23 protein-coding genes are annotated in these 23,289 nt (G+C 59.8%); 12 read left to right on the top strand and 11 right to left on the bottom strand.

The window, feature by feature from the left end; translation table 11 throughout:
- Positions 1-50: 50 nt before the first annotated feature.
- Positions 51-1,631 carry a trimethylamine methyltransferase family protein gene (locus tag AB6803_RS05080; protein ID WP_371107865.1) on the bottom strand — a complete coding sequence of 527 codons (1,581 nt, stop codon included), beginning with the start codon at positions 1,629-1,631 and terminating at the stop codon, positions 51-53.
- 260 nt (positions 1,632-1,891) lie between these two features.
- Between AB6803_RS05080 and AB6803_RS05075 the strand changes: the two genes are divergently transcribed.
- Positions 1,892-2,593: a corrinoid protein gene (locus AB6803_RS05075; protein WP_371107864.1), complete on the top strand. Its 702-nt coding sequence runs from the start codon at positions 1,892-1,894 to the stop codon at positions 2,591-2,593.
- Positions 2,594-2,660: 67 nt separating this feature from the next.
- Here AB6803_RS05075 and AB6803_RS05070 read toward each other — a convergent pair whose 3' ends face one another.
- Positions 2,661-2,819, bottom strand: coding sequence for an entericidin (locus tag AB6803_RS05070; RefSeq protein WP_371107863.1), 159 nt, complete (start codon positions 2,817-2,819; stop codon positions 2,661-2,663).
- 19 nt (positions 2,820-2,838) lie between these two features.
- On the opposite strand from AB6803_RS05070, the gene AB6803_RS05065 reads away from it, so the two are divergent.
- From AB6803_RS05065 to AB6803_RS05035, 7 genes are all read left to right on the top strand, one after another.
- The gene (locus AB6803_RS05065; RefSeq protein WP_371107862.1) at positions 2,839-3,477 is read left to right on the top strand and encodes a DUF1638 domain-containing protein; all 639 of its coding nucleotides are present in this window, start codon (positions 2,839-2,841) and stop codon (positions 3,475-3,477) included.
- Positions 3,478-3,717: 240 nt separating this feature from the next.
- On the top strand, positions 3,718-4,020 hold the full coding sequence (locus AB6803_RS05060) for a virulence factor (RefSeq protein ID WP_371107861.1): 303 nt from the start codon (positions 3,718-3,720) through the stop codon (positions 4,018-4,020).
- Positions 4,013-4,591, top strand: a complete 579-nt coding sequence (locus AB6803_RS05055; RefSeq protein WP_371107860.1) for a methylenetetrahydrofolate reductase C-terminal domain-containing protein — start codon at positions 4,013-4,015, stop codon at positions 4,589-4,591. Before AB6803_RS05060 ends, AB6803_RS05055 begins: the two co-directional genes overlap by 8 nt.
- Positions 4,592-4,594: 3 nt before the next feature.
- A complete protein-coding gene (locus AB6803_RS05050) occupies positions 4,595-5,701 on the top strand; it encodes a methylenetetrahydrofolate reductase (protein WP_371107859.1) in 1,107 nt (368 codons plus the stop codon).
- Between the two features lie 97 nt (positions 5,702-5,798).
- On the top strand, positions 5,799-6,767 hold the full coding sequence (locus AB6803_RS05045) for a methyltetrahydrofolate cobalamin methyltransferase (RefSeq protein WP_371107858.1): 969 nt from the start codon (positions 5,799-5,801) through the stop codon (positions 6,765-6,767).
- Between the two features lie 2 nt (positions 6,768-6,769).
- Positions 6,770-7,114, top strand: coding sequence for a hypothetical protein (locus tag AB6803_RS05040; RefSeq protein ID WP_371107857.1), 345 nt, complete (start codon positions 6,770-6,772; stop codon positions 7,112-7,114).
- A 45-nt stretch (positions 7,115-7,159) separates the two neighbouring features.
- Positions 7,160-9,163 (top strand): ASKHA domain-containing protein, encoded by a 2,004-nt coding sequence (locus AB6803_RS05035; RefSeq protein WP_371108329.1) that lies wholly within the window; start codon positions 7,160-7,162, stop codon positions 9,161-9,163.
- Positions 9,164-9,178: 15 nt separating this feature from the next.
- On the opposite strand, the gene AB6803_RS05030 is transcribed toward AB6803_RS05035, so the two are convergent.
- Together AB6803_RS05030 and AB6803_RS05025 are read right to left on the bottom strand one after the other, a co-directional pair.
- The gene (locus tag AB6803_RS05030; protein ID WP_371107856.1) at positions 9,179-9,640 is read right to left on the bottom strand and encodes a cupin domain-containing protein; all 462 of its coding nucleotides are present in this window, start codon (positions 9,638-9,640) and stop codon (positions 9,179-9,181) included.
- A gap of 103 nt (positions 9,641-9,743) precedes the next feature.
- Complete coding sequence (locus AB6803_RS05025) at positions 9,744-10,685, bottom strand: LysR family transcriptional regulator (RefSeq protein WP_371107855.1); 942 nt, start codon at positions 10,683-10,685, stop codon at positions 9,744-9,746.
- Between the two features lie 78 nt (positions 10,686-10,763).
- On the opposite strand from AB6803_RS05025, the gene AB6803_RS05020 reads away from it, so the two are divergent.
- The 3 genes from AB6803_RS05020 to AB6803_RS05010 all read left to right on the top strand — a co-directional run bounded on the left by AB6803_RS05020 (position 10,764) and on the right by AB6803_RS05010 (position 12,612).
- Entirely contained in the window at positions 10,764-11,009 is a 246-nt protein-coding gene (locus AB6803_RS05020) for a hypothetical protein (protein ID WP_371107854.1), read from the top strand.
- Between the two features lie 75 nt (positions 11,010-11,084).
- Positions 11,085-11,291: a hypothetical protein gene (locus tag AB6803_RS05015; protein WP_371107853.1), complete on the top strand. Its 207-nt coding sequence runs from the start codon at positions 11,085-11,087 to the stop codon at positions 11,289-11,291.
- A 301-nt stretch (positions 11,292-11,592) separates the two neighbouring features.
- A complete protein-coding gene (locus tag AB6803_RS05010; RefSeq protein WP_371107852.1) occupies positions 11,593-12,612 on the top strand; it encodes a GlxA family transcriptional regulator in 1,020 nt (339 codons plus the stop codon).
- 33 nt (positions 12,613-12,645) lie between these two features.
- Here the strand turns inward: AB6803_RS05010 and AB6803_RS05005 are convergent, their stop codons facing one another.
- From AB6803_RS05005 to AB6803_RS04980, 6 genes are all read right to left on the bottom strand, one after another.
- On the bottom strand, positions 12,646-13,977 hold the full coding sequence (locus AB6803_RS05005) for a diguanylate cyclase (protein ID WP_371108328.1): 1,332 nt from the start codon (positions 13,975-13,977) through the stop codon (positions 12,646-12,648).
- 198 nt (positions 13,978-14,175) lie between these two features.
- Positions 14,176-15,003, bottom strand: coding sequence for a response regulator (locus AB6803_RS05000; RefSeq protein ID WP_371107851.1), 828 nt, complete (start codon positions 15,001-15,003; stop codon positions 14,176-14,178).
- A gap of 215 nt (positions 15,004-15,218) precedes the next feature.
- The gene (locus AB6803_RS04995) at positions 15,219-17,819 is read right to left on the bottom strand and encodes a mechanosensitive ion channel family protein (RefSeq protein WP_371107850.1); all 2,601 of its coding nucleotides are present in this window, start codon (positions 17,817-17,819) and stop codon (positions 15,219-15,221) included.
- A 176-nt stretch (positions 17,820-17,995) separates the two neighbouring features.
- The gene (locus AB6803_RS04990; protein ID WP_371107849.1) at positions 17,996-18,556 is read right to left on the bottom strand and encodes a DUF924 family protein; all 561 of its coding nucleotides are present in this window, start codon (positions 18,554-18,556) and stop codon (positions 17,996-17,998) included.
- Positions 18,557-18,756: 200 nt separating this feature from the next.
- Positions 18,757-20,172 carry an FAD/NAD(P)-binding protein gene (locus tag AB6803_RS04985; RefSeq protein WP_371107848.1) on the bottom strand — a complete coding sequence of 472 codons (1,416 nt, stop codon included), beginning with the start codon at positions 20,170-20,172 and terminating at the stop codon, positions 18,757-18,759.
- Between the two features lie 377 nt (positions 20,173-20,549).
- Entirely contained in the window at positions 20,550-21,149 is a 600-nt protein-coding gene (locus tag AB6803_RS04980) for an RBBP9/YdeN family alpha/beta hydrolase (RefSeq protein ID WP_371107847.1), read from the bottom strand.
- A 196-nt stretch (positions 21,150-21,345) separates the two neighbouring features.
- On the opposite strand from AB6803_RS04980, the gene AB6803_RS04975 reads away from it, so the two are divergent.
- Positions 21,346-22,563: an SfnB family sulfur acquisition oxidoreductase gene (locus AB6803_RS04975; RefSeq protein WP_371107846.1), complete on the top strand. Its 1,218-nt coding sequence runs from the start codon at positions 21,346-21,348 to the stop codon at positions 22,561-22,563.
- A gap of 57 nt (positions 22,564-22,620) precedes the next feature.
- Here AB6803_RS04975 and AB6803_RS04970 read toward each other — a convergent pair whose 3' ends face one another.
- Positions 22,621-23,091 carry an Rrf2 family transcriptional regulator gene (locus tag AB6803_RS04970; RefSeq protein WP_007696849.1) on the bottom strand — a complete coding sequence of 157 codons (471 nt, stop codon included), beginning with the start codon at positions 23,089-23,091 and terminating at the stop codon, positions 22,621-22,623.
- Positions 23,092-23,289 lie beyond the last annotated feature (198 nt).

The raw sequence follows: 23,289 nt of genomic DNA, 5'->3' as shown, positions 1-23,289 counted from the left end.
TCGGCAACACGTACCGCACCGCCTTGCTCCCTGGCGGCATCGGGCTCTCTTCAGGTGAAGGCATCCGGCATCGAATCCTTGCGCTTCTGGATATAGGCCAGCAGCGCCTCGTCGATCGCGGGGTCGAGCGGCGGGGCTTCGTAGTGATCGAGCCAGGACCGGCAAAGCGCGTTGGCGCGCTGCTCGACACGCTTCTGGCCTTCGATTTCCCACTGCTCGAAGGAATTGTTGTCGGCGAGAGCCGAGCGGTAGAAAGCGCTCTGGAAGTTCGCCTGCGTATGGGCGCAGCCGAGATAGTGGCTGCCGGGGCCAACTTCTCGGATAGCGTCCAGCGCCTGGCCATTTTCGGAGAGATCAACGCCCTCGGCCATCTTCTGCATCATGCCGAGCTGATCCTGGTCGATCATGAACTTCTCGTAGGAAGACACCAGACCGCCTTCGAGCCAGCCGGCCGCATGCAGCACGAAATTCGTGCCGGCGAGCAGCGTCATGTTCAACGTATTGGCCGACTCATGCGCCGCCTGCGCGTCCGGCACCTTGGAGGCGCAAAGCGAGCCGCCGGTTCGGAACGGCAGGCCGAGACGCCGGGCAAGCTGGGCGGAGCCATAGGACACCAGCGACGGCTCCGGCGTACCGAAGGTCGGAGCGCCCGACTGCATCGAGATCGAGGCGGCGAAGGTACCGTACAGCACTGGCGATCCCTTGCGAATCAGCTGCGTGAAGGAGGCCCCGGCCAGCACTTCGGCCAGGATCTGCGTCAGCGTGCCAGCTACCGTCACCGGGCTCATCGCGCCGGAAAGGATGAAGGGTGAAACGACGGAAGCCTGGTTATGCCGTGCATAGACCTTCAAGGCGCCAAGCATGGTTTCGTCGAACACCATCGGCGAATTGGCATTGATAAGGTTCAGCGTCACGCAATTGTTTTCGACGAAATCGTCACCGAAGACGATCTTCGCCATGGCAACCGTGTCCTCGGCGCGCTCCGGCGCGGTCACAGAGCCCATGAACGGCTTGTCGGAATATTTGATATGGCTGTAGATCATATCAAGGTGGCGCTTGTTGACAGGCACGTCAACCGGCTCGCAGACCGTGCCGCCGGACGAATGCATCGACGGCGCCATATAGGCAAGCTTCACGAAATTGCGGAAATCCTCGATGGTCGCGTAACGGCGATTGCCTTCGAGGTCACGGACGAAGGGCGGGCCGTAGACCGGCGCGAAGATCGTCGCCTTGCCGCCGACATGAGCGTTGCGGTCGCTATTGCGCGCATGCCAGGTGAATTCCTTCGGCGCGGTCTTTAGAAGTTCGCGGCAAAGCCCTTTCGGAAAATGCACCCGCTGCCCCTTAACGTCGGCACCGGCGTCTTTCCACAGCGCCAGCGCTTCCGCATCGTCGCGAAACTCGATGCCGATTTCCTCGAGTACGGTGTCGGCGTTGCGCTCAATGAGCTGCAGGCCCTCTTCGTCCAGCACCTCGTAAACGCCGATCTTGCGGACGATATAAGGAAGTGACGGACCCGGCCCGCCGCCGCTGCGCGATGCGCGCCGTGCGGCAGCACCCCTGCCTTCGCCACGCGAACGCCTTCCACCACCATCACCGCCCGCTGCCGGTTGCTCAATGATATCGTCCATGATGATTCCTCACTCCTCCGCATGAATGCGTCTATTCTGCTCCATGCTACCCTATTCCGTCGCATGGACATTCCTTTATGCGCCAGCGACTAGCATAGGACAGACATGGGCAAGGCGAAATTGCCTCATTTCCATCCGTCGCGATTTATCCGCGCAACGTCGCTTTCGAAAAGAGTTTTGTCATCGTTGAGGTTTATCGCTTATTGAGGCAGTATTTTATACAAGCCTCTGATGAACTGCACGAAAATGGGATGGAGCGCATGTCTGACGACGAAATCATTCTCGCGGAACTTTCTGATGAGGAACTCGTGCAGCAGATGCATGACGACCTGTATGACGGACTGAAGGAGGAAATCGAGGAAGCGACCAATATCCTCCTTGAACGCGGCTGGACGCCCTATGACGTCCTGACGCAGGCACTCGTCGAGGGCATGCGCATCGTCGGCATCGATTTCCGCGACGGCATTCTCTTCGTGCCCGAAGTGCTGCTTTCCGCCAATGCGATGAAGGCCGGCATGTTTATCCTGCGGCCGCTGCTGGTGGAAACCGGTGCGCCGAAGCTCGGCAAGATGGTGATCGGCACCGTCAAGGGCGACATTCACGACATCGGCAAAAATCTCGTCGGCATGATGATGGAGGGCGCAGGCTTCGACGTCATCGATCTTGGCATCAACAACCCCGTCGAAAACTATCTCGATGCCATCGAGCGCGAACAGCCCGACATTCTCGGCATGTCGGCGCTTCTGACAACCACCATGCCCTACATGAAGGTCGTCATCGATACGCTCAAGGAAAAGGGCATGCGCGACGATTACGTCGTTCTCGTCGGCGGCGCGCCGCTGAACGAGGAATTCGGCAAGGCTGTCGGCGCAGATGCCTATTGCCGCGATGCTGCCGTGGCCGTCGAAACCGCCAAGGACTTCATGAAGCGCAAACACAACAGCCTGGCTGCCGGCGCCTGATTGCCAAGGATTCCGAACTGGCGACAAACCGGCAGGTTGTCGCCAGTCCAATGGCATCCTAGATTTGTTATTGAGCGGCCTTCTTGACGGTATGGCCAGCATCTTCCGTCGCATTGACGGCATTGGCCGTATCCCTGCCCACGCCACGAATTGTGTTGGCACATGAAGCGAGTAGCATAAGCACAGCGCAAGCGGCGGCGACTTTGGTGAGTGTCGGTGAAGTCATGATCGGGAACCCTCTCGGAATGGATATTGATCGGCAAAAGGCGGAGAAAAAGCCTCCGCCCAAGAAACGCACAACATCGCAAAAGGTTCATGTGATCGCGTGCGGAGCAATCGCGCGCGAGATACTGGCGGTCACCAGAATTAATAGTCTCGATCACATTGACCTGCACTGTCTTCCCGCGATCTACCATTCCTATCCACAGAAGATCGCACCTGCCCTGGAAGAAGCGATTGCAAACGCGCGCGCGCGCGGCTTCGAGAGGATCTTCATCGGCTATGCCGACTGCGGGACCGGCGGTGACATCGACAAGATCTGTGAACGCGAGGGCATCGAACGTCTCTCCGGCCCGCACTGTTACTCCTTCTTCAGCGGCAACGAAGCCTTCGCCGCCCGCGAGGACGACATCACCTCGTTTTTCCTCACCGATTTCCTCGCCCGTCAGTTCGAAGCCTTCGTCATCGTGCCGCTCGGCCTCGACCGTCATCCGGAACTGCGGGACATGTATTTCGGCAATTACCGCAAGGTCGTTTATCTCTCGCAGGAAGAAGATCCGGCGCTACAGGAAAAGGCAAAGGCAGCAGCGGCCTTTCTCGGCCTGGACTACGAATACCGCTTCACCGGTTATGGCGATCTCGCGCGTGAACTACTGGCTGTCTGATTACGACATTCCATCTCATTTCGCCGCTTGCGGTGTCCCCGTGATATCGCCATGCTGCACTGCATCGAAAGCATTGAATCGCGGCCTAAAACACTCGCCGCCTTGCGCAACGGTGAAGTTTGTCGCCGCTTGCGGACATGCTTTGCATAGAGCGTCGTTTTTCGGCATGTGCCGCGTCGTGGCGAGCGCAGTCCCGGGATCGGCGGACGTGCATTCTTGATCAAAGAGGAGAACTTCTGCATGGCGGATCGCATTGTCGTCTATTGGCGGGATATTCCGGCCCAGGTGATCATCAAGAAAGGGCGGCAGGCGGCAAAGCGCGAGCTATCCCTGCGCTTCACCGAAGCGATCGACATGTGCGCCATGCGCACGGGCGCTGCCGAGACGGACGACTATCTGGCCGAATGGCGCAAGGCCGATCCCGTGCCCGTCTCCGACGATCTGGAAGCCGAAGCCGATAAGGCTGCCAGCGAGCTCGAAGCTACCTATGACCGGGAGCGTCTCATCGCGCTGGTGAAGGCCGGGGGCCGCGACAATGGCTGACGCCCTCCAGAAACCGGGCAATTCCGCAGCCGGCGCCAAGGCTGCCAGCGGTGCCTATACCCCAGCCGGCGTCTCCCCGAACCGTCGTGCGCGGCGCAAATATACCGTCCGCCTCTGGGCCGTGCGCCATTCGCGTTTCCTCGAATGGTTCTACCGCCGCTTCGCCGATGCTTTCCTGCTGCTGCATCCGCTCTGGAAAAAGATCGGCTACGAGCGCGTCGAACGCCCCATCACCTTCGTCGAGCGCAATGTGAAGGGTTTCCTCTTCGACTGTCGCATGTGCGGCCAGTGCGCGCTGTCATCGACCGGCATGTCCTGTCCGATGAACTGTCCGAAGCAGTTGCGCAACGGTCCCTGCGGCGGCGTGCGCGCCAATGGCAATTGCGAAGTCGAGCCCGATATGCCCTGCGTCTGGGTGCAGGCCTGGAACGGCTCGCGCAACATGGCCTATGGCGATGCGATCCTGAACGTACAGAAGCCGGTGAACCAATCGCTGCGCGAGACCTCCTCCTGGCTGCGTGTGACCGCCGAAGCCGCCGCCGCCCGTGAAGCGGCAAAAAAGGAAGCCTGATCGATGGCGCATATCGATGAAAATCCGCTGGGCGCGCATCTGCCGCTCGATCCCCTGCCCGGCCACTCCTCGCTCGGCCGGCTTGAGCGGGTGCTTCGCCGCGGCGAATTCGCCGTTACCGCAGAGCTGAATCCTCCCGATAGCGCCAACCCCGAAGATGTCTACGAACGCGCCGCTATCTTCTCCGGCTGGGTTGATGGCATCAACGCGGTCGATGCCTCCGGCGCCAATTGCCACATGTCCTCGGTCGGCATCTGCGCGCTGCTGACGCGCATGGGATATGCCCCGATCATGCAGATCGCCTGCCGCGACAAGAACCGCATCGCCATACAGGGCGACGTGCTGGGGGCTGCCGCAATGGGCGTCTGCAACATCATGTGCCTGACCGGCGACGGCGTGCAGGCGGGTGATCAGCCAGGCGCCAAGCCGGTTTTCGATCTCGACTGCATGTCGCTGCTCGAAACCGTGCGCGTCATGCGCGACAATGCGAAATTCCTGTCCGGTCGCAAGCTGACCTCGCCGCCCAAGGTCTTTCTCGGCGCGGCCATCAACCCGTTTGCGCCGCCCTACGACTTCCGTCCCTATCGTCTGGCGAAGAAGATCGAGGCCGGCGCACAGTTCGTCCAGAGCCAATATTGCTACGACGTGCCGATGTTCCGGGACTACATGAAGAAGGTCCGCGACCTCGGCCTGCATGAGAAATGCTTCATCCTGGTCGGCGTCGGTCCCCTCGCCTCGGCCAAGACCGCCCGCTGGATGCGCTCGAACGTGCCGGGCGTGCATATTCCGGATGAGATCATCAAACGCATCGAGGGTGCGCAGGATCAGAAGAAAGAGGGCAAGCAGCTCTGCATCGACATCATCAACGAGGTGAAGGAGATCGAGGGCGTGTCCGGTGTCCACGTCATGGCCTATCGCCAGGAAGAATATGTCGCCGAGATGGTGCATGATTCCGGCGTGCTGAAGGGCCGCCGGCCGTGGAAGCACGAAGCGAACCAAACCGACGCGCTGGTCGCAGAAAGACTGGAACACATCCGCGAGGGCAAGGAAGAGAACCAGCAGGAAATGGCCGAAGCAGCCGCCCACCATCCGCCGCATCAGACGCATTGAAATATCAAGCGGCGGGCGGAGGAGCCCGGCCCGCTTGTAACCCCCATCCCGGCACGATAGACCAGCTCTATCGGGCCAACTGACCAGAGGATCAGACATGACGCGCACCATCGTTGCATCCGCCACTCGCGAAATCATCATCGGTTTCGACCAGCCCTTTTGCGTGATTGGCGAACGCATCAACCCGACGGGGCGCAAGAAGCTGGCCGCCGAGATGATCGAGGGCAATTTCGATACCGTCATCAAGGATGCGCTGGAACAGGTGGCCGCCGGCGCGACCATGCTCGACGTCAATGCCGGCGTCACCTCGGTCAACCCGAACGAGACGGAACCGGGCCTGCTGGTTCAGACGCTGGAAATCGTCCAGGGCCTCGTCGACGTGCCGCTATCGATCGACAGCTCGGTGACGGCCGCCATCGAGGCGGCGCTCAAGGTCGCCAAGGGCCGGCCGCTGGTCAATTCCGTCACCGGCGAGGAGGAGAAGCTCGAAGCCATCCTGCCACTGATCAAGAAATACGACGTGCCGGTTGTCGCCATCTCCAACGACGAGACCGGCATTTCCATGGATCCGGACGTGCGCTTCGCCGTCGCCAAGAAGATCGTCGAGCGCGCCATGGATTACGGCATCAAGCCGCATGACATCGTCGTCGATCCGCTCGTCATGCCAATCGGCGCGCTGGGCGATGCCGGCCGCCAGGTCTTCGCGCTACTTCACCGCCTGCGCAACGAGCTGAAGGTCAACACCACCTGCGGCCTTTCCAATATCTCTTTCGGCCTGCCGCACCGCCACGGCATTAACGCTGGCTTCATCCCAATGGTGATCGGCGCCGGCATGACCTCGGCGATCATGAACCCCTGCCGCCCGCAGGAAATGGAGGCCGTGCGCGCCGCAAACGTGCTGAACGGCACCGACGCAAATTGCACCAACTGGATCATGACCTACCGTGACTACAAGCCGGCTGAAGGCGGAACGAGTGCTCCGTCCTCCGCCGCTCCCTCGGCTGGTGGCGGCGGCCGACGTGGCGGACGCGCGGCCCGCGCCGGCGTAAGCGCAGCGAGGGAATAGTAATGACCTATCCAAGCCGGAAGCTTTCCAAGGATCTCGCCACCTTGTGGATCGAGGCGCCCATGGTGATCGCGATGCGCATGCAACAGATGTGGATGACGGCGATGACTGGCGGCGGCGTGAACATGACGGAATTCAACCGCATGGTCTCGGAAAAGATGATGGCGGCGGCCGAAAGCGCCGTTGCCACCAATATCGCCATGACCCAGCAGAATATTGCGGCAATGACAAAGGGCGGCAGCGCCTCGTCGCACGGCGCCGCCGACGCGGTCGCCCAGGCCATGGTCAAGCCCTATAGCAAGCGTGTTCGTTCGAACGTGCGCCGCCTCAGCAAACAGAAAGGCTGATCCGTGGCTCAAGCCAGCGACAGCACGAATCCTCTCGTTCTCTTCATGCCCTCCGGCAAGCGTGGCCGTTTCGCGGTCGGCACGCCGGTGCTGGAAGCCGCACGGCAGCTCGGCGTCTATGTCGAGAGTGTCTGCGGCGGTCGCGCGACATGCGGGCGCTGCCAGATATCGGTGCAGGAAGGCAATTTCGCCAAGCATAAGATCGTGTCCGCCAACGACCATCTCTCGCCGATTGGTCCGAAGGAAAAGCGCTATGCCGAGGTCCGCGACCTACCGGATGGGCGCCGCCTCTCCTGCTCGGCGCTGATCCAGGGCGATCTCGTCATCGACGTGCCGCAGGATACGGTGATCAATGCGCAGGTGGTCCGCAAGGCCGTCGACGAGCGCATTATCGCCCGCGATACGGCCGTGCACATGTGCTACGTCGAGGTCGAAGAACCGGATATGCACAAGCCAACCGGCGATCTCGATCGGTTAAAGGCGGCATTGGCTGCCGATTGGAAATACGACAATCTCGACGTCGATTTTCACATCATCCCGCAGGTGCAGTCGATCCTGCGCAAGGGCGAATGGAAGGTCACCGCCGCAATCCACCGGGATCATGAGAGCGATCCCCCACGGCTGATCGCGCTCTATCCGGGCCTGAAGAACGAAGCCTATGGCATCGCCTGCGATATCGGCTCGACCACGATCGCCATGCATCTCTCGTCGCTGCTCTCGGGCCGAACGGTCGCGTCGGCGGGCACATCCAACCCGCAGATCCGCTTCGGCGAAGACCTGATGAGCCGCGTCTCCTACGTGATGATGAACCCGGACGGACGACCCGCGATGACCAACGCCGTGCGCGAGGCGCTGAACGGGCTGATCGACAAGGTCTGCGCCGAAGGCGGCGTGTCGCGCCAGGACATTCTCGACGCCGTCTTCGTCGGTAATCCGATCATGCATCATCTCTTTCTCGGCATCGACCCGACCGAGCTTGGCGGCGCGCCCTTCGCGCTTGCCGTTTCCGGCGCCGTGCACCTGACCTCGGCCGAAGTCGGCTTGCCGTTGAATACGGGCACGCGCGTCTATATGCTGCCCTGCATCGCCGGCCATGTCGGCGCCGACGCGGCCGCTGCGACGCTAGCCGAAGGGCCACACCGGCAGGACGAGATGATGCTGCTCGTCGATATCGGCACCAATGCCGAAATCGTCCTCGGCAACCGCCAGCGTGTCGTCGCCGCCTCCTCGCCCACCGGCCCGGCCTTCGAAGGTGCCGAGATTTCGAGCGGCCAGCGTGCTGCTCCGGGCGCCATCGAGCGCGTGCGCATCGACCCCGTGACGCTCGAGCCGCGCTACCGCGTGATCGGGATCGAGCCCTGGTCGGACGAGCCCGGTTTTGACGAAGCCACCTCCACTGTCGGCGTCACAGGCATCTGCGGTTCGGCAATCATCGAGGTCGTGGCCGAGATGTTCCTCACCGGCATCATCTCGGAGGACGGCGTTGTCGACGGCGGCATGATGGCGCGCTCTCCGCGTATCCTGCAGAACGGCCGTACCTATTCCTACCTGCTACGCGACGGCGAACAGCGCATCACGGTGACGCAGAACGACGTTCGCGCCATCCAGCTTGCCAAGGCCGCCCTCTATGCCGGCGTCAAACTCTTGATGGACAAGCAGGGCATCGATCATGTCGACCGCATCGGCCTTGCCGGCGCCTTCGGCACTTTCATCGATCCGAAATATGCAATGGTGCTCGGCCTCATTCCGGATTGTGCCCTCGACAAGGTGAAAGCCGTCGGCAACGCCGCCGGTACCGGCGCGCGCATGGCGCTTCTTAACCGCGGCTACCGCCGCGAGATCGAGGAAACCGTCAGCAAAATCGAGAAGATAGAGACGGCGCTTGAATCAAAATTTCAGGAGCATTTCGTCTATGCCATGGCGCTGCCCAACAAGGTCGATGCCTTTCCGGAACTGTCGAAAGTCGTGACATTGCCGGAACGCAAGCAGTCCGCCGAGGATGCGGGCGGCGAAGGTGGCGGCCGCAGACGGCGGCGCAGCCGGGAGTAATTGCAGGGCCGCAACTCAGGGCTCGAGATAGACCGTGCCGTCCTTATGCACAAACCGACCGTCGGCGTTGGTGCTCATCATGTCGATATCCGAGCACGTGGTGACGTCGGCGGGCTGGCGCGAGCCGATTTCGAGATAGACCGCCATCGCGTCCGATCTGTTGATCATATGATGGCCGTTGCCGGTGCCCTTCGGAAAGGCCGCGCAATCGCCGGCGCGCAACACCGTCTCGCCGGCATCTTCGATGAGCGTCAGTTCGCCTTCGAGCACATAGACGCATTCATCCTCGTGAGAATGCCAGTGCCGCTGGCTCGACCAGTTGCCCGGAGGCAGGCGCGTGAGATTGAACCCGAAATCGGTAAGCCCACCTGCATCGCCCAGCCGCTGGCGGATGCGTTCGGCACTGAGTATGTTGAATTGCGGCGGATAGCCCGTGCCTTTGCGTTCCGGCACGGTAGCGATGTCGACTTTCGGCATGGCAACCTCCCCTGCGACCAAGGATAGAGCTTCCGCGCTTGTCGCGACACAGTGAAAAACCACTTCGTCAAATTCGGTCGTGCTGCTTGATTGGGCTTTGCCCTTACGCGGCCATTTTTCGTCCGATTTCCACGAATGCCTGCCGGATACTATCGGCCACTGCCTTCATCGGCCCCGTCATCTGCGATGCCGTCAGCAGGCGAATGTCGAAGGAGGTGAGTTCCGGCAAGCCCTCATTCGGGCCGAGGATCTCCATATCCTCGCCAATATAGGAGCGCGGAAACGGCGCGACTGCGAGATCGGAGACGATAGCGGCGCGCTGCGCCATCGTATGAGCGCTGAGATAGGAGACACGGTAAGGGCGTTTGTGTCGTTCCAGCTGCGCCAATGCCTCCGACCGCCAGATGCAACCGTCTTCCCAGATCGAGATTGGCAAGGGGTCGCGCCGATAGGCCGTGCCACACTTGGCGCCGGCCCAAACGAGACGCTCCGTGTAGATCACCTCGCCTTCGGTGGGAAATGGCCGCGTCGCACAGTTGATCAGCGCCAGATCCAGCCGCTGCTCCTCGATGCGCTTCTTCAGCTGGAGGCTCATATCCACGACGACATCCACCATGATGCTCGGATAGCTCTCCGAAAAACTCTTCAGGATGCTCGGCAGCAAGCGCTCGCCAATATCGTCTGGTGCGCCGAGGCGCACGACGCCGCTGAGTTCGGGCATGATGAAGCGGGAAACGGCTTCGTTAGAGAGCGCCAGGATATTGCGCGCGTAGGAAAGCAGCATTTCGCCATGCTGCGTCAGACTGACGGAACGGGCGTCACGCAGGAAAAGCGTCACGCCAAGCTGCTCTTCCAGCTTCTTGATCTGCATGGAGACGGCCGACGGTGTGCGAAAGACCGCATCGGCGGCGGTGGAGAAATTACCGGTCTCGGCGATGGCGACAAAGGTGCGCAGAACTTCATTGTCGAGCAGCGGTATGGGCCGGCGAAACGGTACGGTCATATCGGCATCCTTCAATTTTTCTGATCTTAAGCACCATATCATTTCGTTTGTCTGAATGTCAACGAGGGACCATATTAGCCCTAATGAAATGGATAAGGCAGCCGAAAAGGAGCAATGACCATGGCTGGCACGGTACTTTACGAGACATCTCGCCTGTTCAACCTCATGCGTGTCCGCGTCGTCCAGCGGACGGCACAGCACACGCTCGATGAGATCGTGGCGCGCTTTCCAGCGCATCTGATCGACGACGTCAACGCACGCGGCCTGCCGCCGGATCGGATGCTGTCGGCCCACGAACGAAAGCCCGCGAGAGCTCCATCGTTCAATAATTCTCATGGCATCTATAAGATCTATTCGCTTGATTGATACGTGAAGCAGCCCCATATTCGCTCGCAAAGGTCGCGACCTTTCGGGCAACTAAACACCGAAAGGAACCTGGAAATGACGACGATTACCTATAGAGACACCGGCAGGACGCAGAGCGCGCTCCCGGCAAGCGGTGGTTTTGTACCATTCATCGGCCGCATCGCCGATCGCTGGCAGCAATGGCGCTCCGAGCGCGAGCTTGAGTCCCTCTCGGACGACATGCGCAAGGATCTGGGCTGGCCCGCCATCGACGAAACCAAGAATCCCAAGGCTGCGCGATGATTGTAACAGCCTCTAAATTTGAAAGGCGACGCTCAACCGAAACGAGTGTCGCCTTTCGAACATCCAGTGCCTGCATGCCCGCTTTTCTTTTATCTTGATTATAATTCCCATATATATTTGACCATCTAAGGGAATTGCTTGGCTGCTCAGCCCGCTTTCTTTCCCACGGCAATCTTAATGAGCCAGCACAAATATCTCTTTGCGGCCGCGATTATCCATGCCAATGTCGCTATTAGACCATCGAGCCGGCGCATTTGACGCAAGGTATACGGAATGGTCCTGGAGCATGGATTTTCCCGATATGAGCAAGACTCCGATTAAGACGCGTTCCCTGGTTTTCTTTCTCGTCCCCCATTTTACCATGCTGCCGTTTTCCGCTGCGGTTGAAACGCTCCGGATCGCCAACCGCATGCTGGGTTACCCTGCCTATTCGTGGCGGCTTGCCTCGACCGACGGCCAGAAGGTCTATTCTTCCAGCGGAATCGGCCTGGAAGTCAATTCGTCGCTTGCTGACGAACGCCGCAATCTTGGCGGCGAAAACCGGCCGAACATGGTGCTCGTCTGTTCCGGCATCTATGTCGAGGAGTTCAACAACAAGTCGGTCAATGCCTGGCTGCGCGAGACCTACAATCGCGGTGTCGCCGTCGGGAGCCTCTGTACGGGCGCGCATGTTCTGGCCCAGGCAGGTCTGCTCAACGGCAAGCGCTGCGCCATCCACTGGGAAAACCTCCCCGGTTTCTCCGAGACCTTCCCGCAGGCCGAAGTCTATGCCGATCTCTATGAGGTCGACAGCAATCTCTACACCTGCGCCGGTGGAACGGCTTCGCTCGACATGATGCTGAACCTGATCGGCCAGGATTTTGGCGAGAACCTCGTCAACCGCGTCTGCGAGCAGCAATTGACCGATCGCGTCCGCAGCCCGCATGACCGTCAGCGCCTGCCGCTGCGCGCCCGCCTCGGCGTCCAGAATGCCAAGGTGCTGTCGATCATCGAACTGATGGAAAGCAATCTCGCCGAGCCGCTGTCGCTGCTCGAGATCGCCGACGATGCCGGGCTGTCGCGCCGCCAGATCGAGCGCCTGTTCCGCCAGGAAATGGGCCGTTCGCCGGCTCGCTACTATCTCGAAATCCGCCTCGACCGCGCCCGCCACCTGCTGGTACAATCCTCCATGCCGGTGGTGGAAGTAGCGGTTGCCTGCGGCTTCGTCTCCGCCTCGCACTTCTCGAAGTGTTATCGCGAACTCTACAATCGGTCGCCGCAGCAAGAGCGTGCCGAACGCAAGCTCACCATGTCGAGCAATCGCACCGGCGTCGTCGTCTGACACCCACCCTTCATGCCTGCCAATCGAAGCGGCCTATTCGGCCGCTTCTTTCGTCATCTTGAAGTCGGAATAGACCTGGTTTCGGCCATTGTGCTTCGCCATGTAGAGAAATTGGTCGGCGGCGTTGAGATAATTCTCGAACGCCTCGTAGCCGGCAATTTCGGCAACGCCGATCGACACGGTCACCGACAATTCCTCGTCGTCCGCATTGACCTTCAGGTTCGAGAGGCTGACGCGTACATCGTCGCAAATGGCGGTGGCGGCACGTGAGTCCGTCTCCGTGAAGAGAATGGCGAACTCTTCGCCACCGAGCCGGGACAACAAGCTATCGCTACCTTCGAACAGGGATCTGAGCCGCTCTGCGACTGCCTTCAGCACCTGATCGCCGATCTCATGACCATAGGTGTCGTTCAGCTTCTTGAAATGGTCGATGTCAAGGATCGCCACGGAACTCGGTCGCTGACGGCGCAGGCACTCATTCACAATCGTCGGGCCCTGATCGTAGAAATACCGCCTGTTATAGAGCCCGGTCAGATAGTCGCTCGCCGCCAGAGCGCGCAATTGCTTGATCTGCATCAGCGTCTCGACGTTGAGCGCAATCCGGCACTGCAGCTCTTCCTCCACGAAGGGGCGGTAGATGAAATCGCTGGCACCAGCCTTCAAGAAGGTCGCCGAAAGCAGGCGATCATTCGAAGAGGAGACGCCGATGACGCGCATCCGGTCCGAGCCGAAGCGATGGCGAATGCGTCGCGTCAGTTCCTGGCCGTTCATGTCGGGCATATGATAGTCGGTCAGCACCATCTCGATATCGCTGTACTCCTCGAGCACCGCCAGGGCCTCGATACCGGACCCGGCTTCAACGACCCTGAACTGCTGCGCCTCCAGAATCTCTACCAGCACGCGCCGTGCCGACGGCATATCGTCCACCACCAGTACCCGCGTGCTGCGGTTGGCGATGGCGCGCCGGACAGAGGAAACGAGGTTATCAAGGGCGAATTCATTGTCCTTCAGGACATAATCGACAATGCGGCGCTCCATGATGCGGTTTCGCATCGCCACATCGAACGATGCGGTAAAGACGACGGAAGGAATATGATGAGCAATAGCCACATCCAGCGCCTCGCCATGCGGGGAATCCGGTAGGTTGAGATCGACGACCGCCATGGTGAAACCAGGCCCGCCGACCGCTAGCACGTCGTTCAGTTGCTTCAGCGAAGCACAGTGGGTGACGTTAAGTCCAAGTTCAGTCTGGAAGCGGTGGCACAGAACGGCGGAGAACATGCGTGAATCTTCCACCAGAAGTATCTTCTGGCTGCCACGGCGATGACTATGGTCATCACTGAGGAAATCCACGCCGACCACCATTTCCTTCACGTCCTCCAAACCGCCCGGCATCGCCTGTTCGTCATTGCTGGCGCAGATGAAGCGACGGCGCCATCGACCGCATCGTGAACAGGATTCATGAAGAAAGCAGAACCATAGATTGTACAAATCTCATGAAAAACATGAATTATATTCACATTTCCTTTGTCCGACCCCCTATGGCTGTCCCCTTCCGACATATCAGGCACTCATTTTCTGCCGCACCGACTGGATCTGCAGCAACGTGTCGAGATTCTGATTCACGCGGCAGTAGAATTCCTCGTCGATAAATGGCCGCAGCATGAAGTCATTGCCGCCTGCCTTGAGAAAACGCGCCGACAGCAGCCGATTGGTGGAGGAGGAGACGCCGATGATGCGCAGCTCATGCGAACCGATGCTGGCGCGGATGCGGCGCGTCAGTTCGAAGCCGTCGATATCCGGCATATTGTAATCCGTGACCATCAGACCGATGTCGCGGTTGGCCTTGAGGATCTCCAGCGCCTTGGCGCCGTTCTCCGCCACGCTTACGCGGAAATTATAGCGCTTCAGGCGGCTGGACAGCAAAGCCCGCGCAGTGGCGCTGTCGTCGACGATCAGCACATGATGGCGATGATTGGTGAGGAAACGGCAGATCGATTCCACCAACAGATCGACGGCAAAGACATTGTCCTTGAGAATATAGTCGACAACATCCTTGGCGATCAGCTCGTCGCGCATGCCCGCAAGGAAGGTGCCCGTAAAGGCGATCGTGGGGATGCTGAGATCGATGAGATATTCCAGCGCCTCGCCCTTTTCCGCCCCCGGCAGATTGATGTTGGAGATCGCCAGCCGGATCGGCTCCGACGACTTGTCGTAGGCAAGCTGCAGCTCTTCGAAGTTCCGGCAGATTTCAACATCGATATCGAGGAGCTGTTTCAGCTTGCTGCTGATCATCGACGTAAAGACATTCGAATCCTCGGCAAGAAGAATGCGTGCTCCGGAAAGCGACCCGCCGGAATATTGCATTCCGGAAATACCCAAAAATGACATGATAAAAACCTGCTAATAAAAACTCCACCTCGTCCGGGTTTCTACAGCAAAGCCTTTGAGTATTTGTTAAGTCGACTGGTTTCCCATAGATGAAGAAAGCAGCCGTCAGAGCACCGGGCGCGCATCTGAATACCAAGGGACACCCTAGTCTTTCAAAACCAGAGCATCCCCGTTCTATACTTTCGAATTTTGAATTTCAGACGGGCGACACGACATCACTCCGCCGGCGTCCTGCCACGGCGACGGCCGGCGCCTCTGGTTTCCTGCGGCTGTGGCAATTGCTCCTCGACCGGGGAAACGACATCCTTCACGACCTCTTCGCTCTCGCCTTCCGGACCGTCCGCTGATTCTGCGAGAATGCTGCTCGGCTTGCCCCGCTTACCGTCACGAACAATGTGCAGTTCCTGATGCGGATAGGGAATGGAAATCCCCTCCTCGCGAAAGCGCCTTAGGATCTCGATCCGCAGACTGTTGCGGATCTCCATGCCGTCGGAGAGATCCGAGAGATAGAAGCGCATCTCGAAATCGAGCGAGGAAGGACCGAAGCGCAGGAATTCGACATGCGGCTCCGGGTTTTTCAGCACCTTCGGAACGCTGCGCACCAGTTCCAGCAGGATATCCATCACCTTCTTTGGATCGGATTCAAAGCTCACGGAAACCGGGATTTCCGAACGCGCCAGACGGTTGCGGTGCGTCCAGTTACCGACGGAAGCATTGATCAGCTCCGAATTCGGCACGATGATCGATTGCTTTCGGAAGGTCTCGATCTCGGTGGCGCGCACCGAGATGCGCTTGACGATGCCTTCCGAAGCGCCGGAAACGATCCAGTCGCCGACCTTGAAGGGCCGTTCGACCAGTAGGATCAGGCCGGAGACGAAGTTCGACACGATATTCTGCAGGCCGAAACCGATACCGACCGAAAGCGCGCTGGCAACGAGCGCCAGGCTCGACAGGTCGATACCAGCAGCCGAAATGGCAATGATCGACGCCAGCGCGATGCCGAGATAGCCAATGCCCGTCTTGACGGAGTTGCGGACACCCAGGTCCATCTGGCCGCGCGCCATGACATTGCTGTCAAGCCAGCGCTGGAACCAGCGTGTCACCAGATACCCGCCGGCAAAGAGCAGGACGCCCACAAGGATGCCGACCAGAGAAATCGACATATTGCCGATCCGGATCTCGGTGAACAGCCGGTAGGCGATAAGCTCCAGATCCTGGATATGGAAGCCCCAGGACAGCAGGATCAGCGGAATGCCGGTCAGAAGCGCGACAGCATAGGTCGCAAGACCGGCGACAAGGCCGGCCTGATCGAGCGCGACCTCGGCGAGCTTGAAGCGGTTTTCGAGGAACCGTCCAATGATCGTCTCGGCGAAAACACCCTGTCGTGACACGGCCTTCCCCAATTGGAAACCGAGATACATCGTCGCAAGCACGGCGCTGGTCAGGATCAGCTGTGTCGCGATGAAGCGCGCCAGGCCGACATAGCCGATGACGGCCGTGAAGATCAGCAGCGTGCCCAGCACCCGAAGGATGATCGCCATGCCGTGCGGCCAGCGCCGGCCAGGGGCATCGGGATCGCCGCTCTTGGCGAGAATCGGCTTGCCAAAGGAGGCTGTAATCAGGATCAAACCGATCAGCAGCGCGGCGAAAAAGCTCTTTGCGACCGTGACGACGACGGGCGATCCCATGGATTCGCTGACGCGGTCGAAAACATAATCCAGACCGTTCACGACGGCCATGGCCTGCATGCACCAGCTCAGCGACCGCGCGCCCTTGTTCGACAGCTTGACCAGCCGCCAATGCGGCCTGAAAGGCGCAAAAACGGCATTGGTCAGACGACCAACAAAATAGACAAGCCAGATGAAGCCGAAGAAGGCGGCCAGCACCGGAGCTATATCCGGCCGCAGCACGTTGAAGTTCGAAAGGCTCAAATAGGACGTGACGAGAAAGGCGGAGAGCGACAGCGTGCGGATCAATGTCGACCAGAAAGCCACCGAGAGACGACTGATATAAGGCGGATTCTCGATATTTTCGTCCCGGACGTAATAACGTCCGAACAGCCGGTAGCCGCCCAACAGGAAAATCATGGCCGCGGTGAACGACAGAAAGACAGCTGCAAGAAGCGAGCCTAGCTTGGCCTTTACAACAAAGCCGATCCAGCTTGTTATCGCATCGCTGAACTTTACGCCTTCGTCGACGAAAGCCGTTCCCGCATCCTCGAATGTGCCGGCGGAAATCCCGGTGCGCTTGAACAGCGTCTCGGCAAAGAGTTTGCGGCGCATTTCGACGAGCTGCATCGAAAGCCGGTTGGTCGCGGTAACAAAATTGTCGACATCCAGGGTCACGGCACTGATCTGCGAACGCTCGGCGGTAAGCCGGTCACGTTCCTGAGTGACGATCGGCGCTTCGGGCGGCTGTCCTTCCTTGGGAGCAGCGCCGAGCTGCGTCAGACGCGTGTCGATCTCGGCAAAGCGCGGCTTCAGCCGCGCGGAGAGCGCTGCGATGGAGCGATTGAGATCATCCGCCCGACCGGAGAGCGCCACCAGCGTGTCGTCGTCCGCCCCGTCGCTCTTGGAACTATCCTCGATCGAGGCGAAGTCCTTCTTGGCCTTATTAAGATCGGCAACAGCGGCGTCCAGCAAGCCGTTGGCGAGCGGTGGCGATTGCGGCGTCTGATCCGATTGCTGGGCCGGCTGTACCTGCTGCTGATCCTGCGCGAACGCACCCCCGCCTGCCAAAGAACTTGCGATCACAGCAAAGCTCAATCCCAACAGCAGCAAGGACAAAAAACGGAGGCGGTGTTTCAGCAGGCGCAAGCAAAGCTCCTCGTCGCGGATAAAGTCGCTGGCGGCCTGAGTAAACGGATTCGCCGCGCGGAAGAAATGAAAGAACAGAATCGACCTGTATTGCGATTGCGCATTTCATAGCCCCTTCGCGTAAGCCTTGTAAGGCAAAGAAAGGCGACAGAAAGGCATCTGCCGCCTTTACCCCTTCAGAAACCTGCTCCCGGTTTGGCGAGATACTCTTTCTCAGCCTCGGTCGATACGCGCCCAAGCATGGCGTTGCGATGGGGAAATCGACCGTAGGAGGCAATAACGGCGCGATGCCGGAGCGCATAGTCGATCTGTTCATCCAGGCCGAGCGCTTGAAAAAGTGCAACCGCCCGATCCTGCTCGGCAAGGCTCTCTGCATGTTCGAACGGCAGATAGAAGAATATTCGCCATTCCGCCGGCATCCCCTGGTCCGCGCCAACCTCCAAAGCCGCTTTCGCCGCCTGCAACGCCAGGCCATCGGTGGCGAATGCGAGCGGCGTGCCGCGATAGAGATTGCGGGGGAATTGATCAAGGACAATGATCGAAGCCAGCCGGTTTTCCGGCGTCGCCCGCCAGAGATCGGTCACCCCCGCGGCCAGAGCCTGGTGCGTGTCGCGAAACCGACGACCGATCTCTTGGTCGAGATCAATGGTCGAACGAAACCAGTCCTCGCTCGTGCACTCCTCGAACCAGAAGCTCAGCACCTCTTCCGGCGTACAAACGATCGGCTTTGCTGCCATTGCCTGTCTCCCAACTCTGCCCTCGGGAGATAGGTCCATAAGCGTATGGCGGCAATGGCGAGTTCACCATTACTCATCCTTTTTGCAGGATCAGGATAAAGGCGATGCCTCGGCCCAAGTCCGTGACGATGCCAATCAGCAAATCTTGCAACGCGAGCACGAGGTCATATATCGCGCCTGGCGGGCGAGAGATGGCCCGATCATACGGCCTTGCATTGCGGATAGAACCGCGCCGCCACGCCTTCGGCAGCCGCATAGGCTTGCGTGACGATCTCGGGCACCAGATCGATATCCGGCAGGCTCCCAAGCCCCAGCGGCCCCACGGCGAAAAGCCCGTCGGTCTTGCGACCATCCACCGAAAGCGCGCCGGTAGCCTCGACGGCGAGGCCGAGACCGAGTTCGTCCGGCATGGCAAGGCCCGTATCGATCAGGCTCTGCATCAGTGGCGTGGTCAGATCGGGCGCCTGACACCGGCAGTCGATCACCTCGTCGGCATAGATCTGCTCGATGCTCTGCTGGCCGGCCGGCCTCATCGTCAAGCCTGTCGGCGTGCGCCGTAGGAAGTGGCCGCGACGCAACAGCGTGTTGCCCTCGGCGAGCTCCTGTTGCAGCCGCACATGCAGCGCCTCCGGCAGACGATTGCGGTGGCTATCGTAAAGCGCACGCAGATGGCGGTTGAACTGCTGTTTCTGGCCCGCCGGCAGCGACCGCCAGAGCGAACGCGCATGTTTGCGCAGGCCGTTCATGACCGATTGCCAGCTTTGCCCGCTGGCTTCGGCATTTTCGCAAGCCGCGCGAATGAAGCGGACGATCTCGCTGAGATTGCCGGGCATCGCTTCGGCAGGAAAGACGGGATCGGCATTGCTGCGGGTGTGGCTCTGCGGCAGGAAGCCCCGTCTGGAAACGAGGGTGATCTGGCCGTCATAGCCGCTGTCGCGCATCTGTAACAGCCGGTCGACGACGCGCAGGCCGCTGCCGAGCAAGACCGTGTGCGGGCGCGAGACCAGGCGACGGGCGCGCACCGTGGTCGGCGTTGCCACGGGCTCGCCGCTCTGCGGCTGGTCATCGGCAATGCCGTAACCGGTCGCCAGGACCACCATGTCGAACAGCGGATTGGCAACACCGGCGCTTTCCACCAGAAAACGGCCGCCACGGCCACGACGAAGGCCGACCACCGTCTCGCCGCTCACCTGCACCGTAATATCCCGCCGCGAGGACAGCGCCTCGGAGAAACGCTGATAGACATAGTCGCTGAAAATGCTCTTCGGCACGAAGATCTGCAGAAATCCCGGTATCGCCGCCGGCACGGCGCTGCGGAACGGGGCATTGCTACAGAGCCAGTCGTTGAAATCGTCGGGATCGCCGGCTGAGACCGAGAGATCGCGCACGCGGCTGTTGAGGATTTCGCTGCTATGGCCGGAGGCTAGCGCCTGACCGCCGCTGACGCTGGAATTCGGGTCGAAGAGTTGCAGGTGAAAGGGCGTCCGCATCGTCTTCATCAAGGCGATCGCCATCATCATGCCGGAAAAACCGCGGCCGATGACGGCGATGCGCGGTATCCCATAGGCCTGTGCCGCGGCATTTGCCTTGGCGGAAAAAAATCCCTGAACCGTCATATCAACTCCTGGGGGGCGAGGTGGTCGATCATGCTTTTCTAAGGGCATACTGATACTTTGCCGGTAAACCTCATGCGGCTCGCAGCCATCAGGCCGCGAAGCGCTGCGCGCCCGTAAACACACAAGGGCCGCGTTGGTTCCTTGAACCTGACGCACAACTCCCACTTCGGCTCTCTTCCGAAAGAGGGATGCTTCAGGCGGGTTTCCGCTCCAGCGCGAAACCCTGTTCCCTTCGTCAACCTTCACGCTGCGAGCTCTTCGGCCCGGAGGAATGTGGTTGCTCATATAGTCTACTTATTTAGTCGTATATGAAAGCGCGAAAATGCGCCGGTAGCAAGCGCTTTCTTGCGACCGGCGTTTTTGACGGCTGATGGCACTTACGACATGGCCGGGCACAGAACGTTGTGCAATCGCGGTCTTGCGCGCTTATTTCTTTGGTTTTCAAGCGGCTTGGCGAAATCGGAAAACAATCGGTAGCCCTGCTCCCAATGACCGAAACCGCTGGCAATATTGATGTGGCCGGCATGGCCGAGATCATGAAACTCACTGCCCCACCGCGCGGAATGACGGCGAAGTTCCGCAAAATCCATGTAGGGATCGTCGCGGCTGCCAACGACGAGGCTTGGAAACGGTAGAGCCTCCGTCGGCATCGCGCTGAAATCGATGGCGCCCGGATGCAGTCGCTCCGCTCGCTCGAGATCGCAGGGCGCAACGAGAAAAGCACCCTTCACGCGGTGAGCAGCGGGCCGATCTGCGAGATTTGCCGCAAGCAAACATCCGAGACTATGCGTGACAAGCCACACGTCCCCTGCCCGCTCCAGTTCGGTCTCCAATGCCGCCAGCCAATCCTTGAGCACCGGCCTTGCCCAGGAGGTCTGGCGAACGATGGTCGCATCCTTATGATCGCGCGCCCAATGGCGCTGCCAGTGCCCCTCGGCGGAGCCGTTCAGACCGGGAACGATCAATGTCGCAACCATGGCGCTCTCCTGGATGGCAATCGGCGGCCTGCCCAGCCGCACGCTTACAATTTCTCCATTCGACGCCTATTATGCCGAGCTACGAAATCTGGATAAGCAAAGAAAATCTAATGTACACTACATCTATAGAAATTAAGAGCTTATCGATTTGGCATCGCTAAGTCACTGAATATACCATCGGCTGGTGGAGTGATGGATGGGAACTGTTTCGCAGTTGCACGAGCATATCAGACCGCTCGCGCACCGCATTCAAAGCGAAGAGGAAGCGCTGCAGATCGCCCGATCGCTGGCCGCCCGTTTCGCGCAGCAGGCAAGCGACCGCGACATCAACCGCGTGCTCCCATACGATGAAGTGGAGGCCCTGTCGCAATCCGGCCTGCTCGGCATCACCACGCCCTCAGAATATGACGGCCTTGATATCTCCAATTCCATTCTCGCCGAAATCATCGCCATCCTGGCGGAAGCCGATCCCTCGATCGCCGAGATTGCACGGAATCATTTCTACATTCTCGAAGCCCTGCGCACCGGCGGCAGCGAAGAGCAGAAGGACACCTTCTTTGCGAGGGCACTGGCCGGCGATCGCTTCGGCAATGCCCTTTCCGAACCAGACACAGCAACGGCCGGACAGAACAATACCCGCCTGACGCCGGAAGGGCCTGGTCATCGCGTCAACGGCCGCAAATCCTATGCCGCCGGCGTGCTTTTCGCCGACTGGATCGCAATCTCAGCGCTGGATACGCTGGATGAACAGACTATCTCCCTTGTCCCGCGCGGCACCGAGGGCATCCAGATCATCGACGATTGGGATGGTTTCGGCCAACGCACCTCCGGCAGCGGCACGACAATCCTGCATAATGTCTATGTCAATGCCGACGCCGTCCTTGCGCATCACACAGGTTTCGAACGGCCGACGACCATAGGTCCGGTGGATCAGATCATCCATGCCGGCATCGATCTCGGCATTGCCAGGGCCGCCTTTGCCGAAACCGTGAAATTCGTGAAGACCAGCGCCCGCCCCTGGATGAACAGCGGCGTCGAGCGCGCGGCGGACGACCCGCTTACCATTGCCAGGATCGGCCAGATCTCCGTCCGCATCGAGGCGGCGGCGGCACTGCTGGACCGCGCGGGCCGGAAAATCGATATCGCCCAGATCAATCCGACCGAAGACCATGTGATCGACGCTACGCTTGGCGTGGCAGCAGCAACAACGCTGACGACGGAAATCGCCATTGAAGCCTCGAACACGCTGTTCGAACTCGCCGGCACCGCATCCACGCGCATCGGCCTCAATCTCGACCGCCATTGGCGCAATGCCCGCACCCACACGCTGCAGGATCCTATCCGCTGGAAATATCATCTGGTCGGCAATTATCATCTGAATGGCGTAACGCCGCCGAAGAATTGGAGACAGTGAAACGCAAACCGCCGGCTCTACGCCGGCGGAAAAATTCAAACAGATCTGGAAGTCGACTCAGCCAATCTTCGAAGCGCGGTAGTCTTCCCGCTCTTCCGTATCGATGCCCGGCCCACCGCCGGCAACGAACTGTTCCAGCGTCATATTGTCGAGAATGTCGGCGATCGCATCACGGACTTCCGTCATGGAGCGCCTGACATGACAGCGCTCCGGATCGGCGCAATCGTCACAGGCTTCATAGGCGGTGCGGCTGGCACAGCGGATCGGCGCGAGCGGACCGTCGAGCGTGCGGATGACATGACCGATGCGGATCTCGGAGGCGAGACGCGACAGCGAATAGCCGCCGCCCGGCCCCTTCTTCGAGCGCAGCACGCCGGCATTGCGCAATTCCAGCAGAATGGTGTCGAGGAATTTCTTCGGGATGTTGTTACGCGAAGCAATGTCGTTGATGAACGCAGTCTCGCCCGGCGCCAGGCGTGCCAGATCCACCAGCGCCTTCAACCCGTATTTTCCTTTTTTCGTGAGCATCGCTGTCCGCTTTACTACAAGTTCGATTGTTGGGAGCCCGGCTGACCGGTCGAAACTCGGCCGCCGATCCTGTCATTATTAGCTACGGAAGTAATCCCGCCGCCTTTAACGAACAAGACAATAACTCACAAATTGTATAGTTTATATGAGTAAATTCAGGCAAATGTATCGCCTAAGCAACGATTTTGCAGTTTTTCT

The organism is Rhizobium sp. RCC_161_2 (assembly GCF_041355235.1).
GTDB lineage: Bacteria > Pseudomonadota > Alphaproteobacteria > Rhizobiales > Rhizobiaceae > Rhizobium.
Note: the sequence above shows the minus strand (reverse complement) of the source record. Positions and strands in the feature narration are given on the sequence as shown.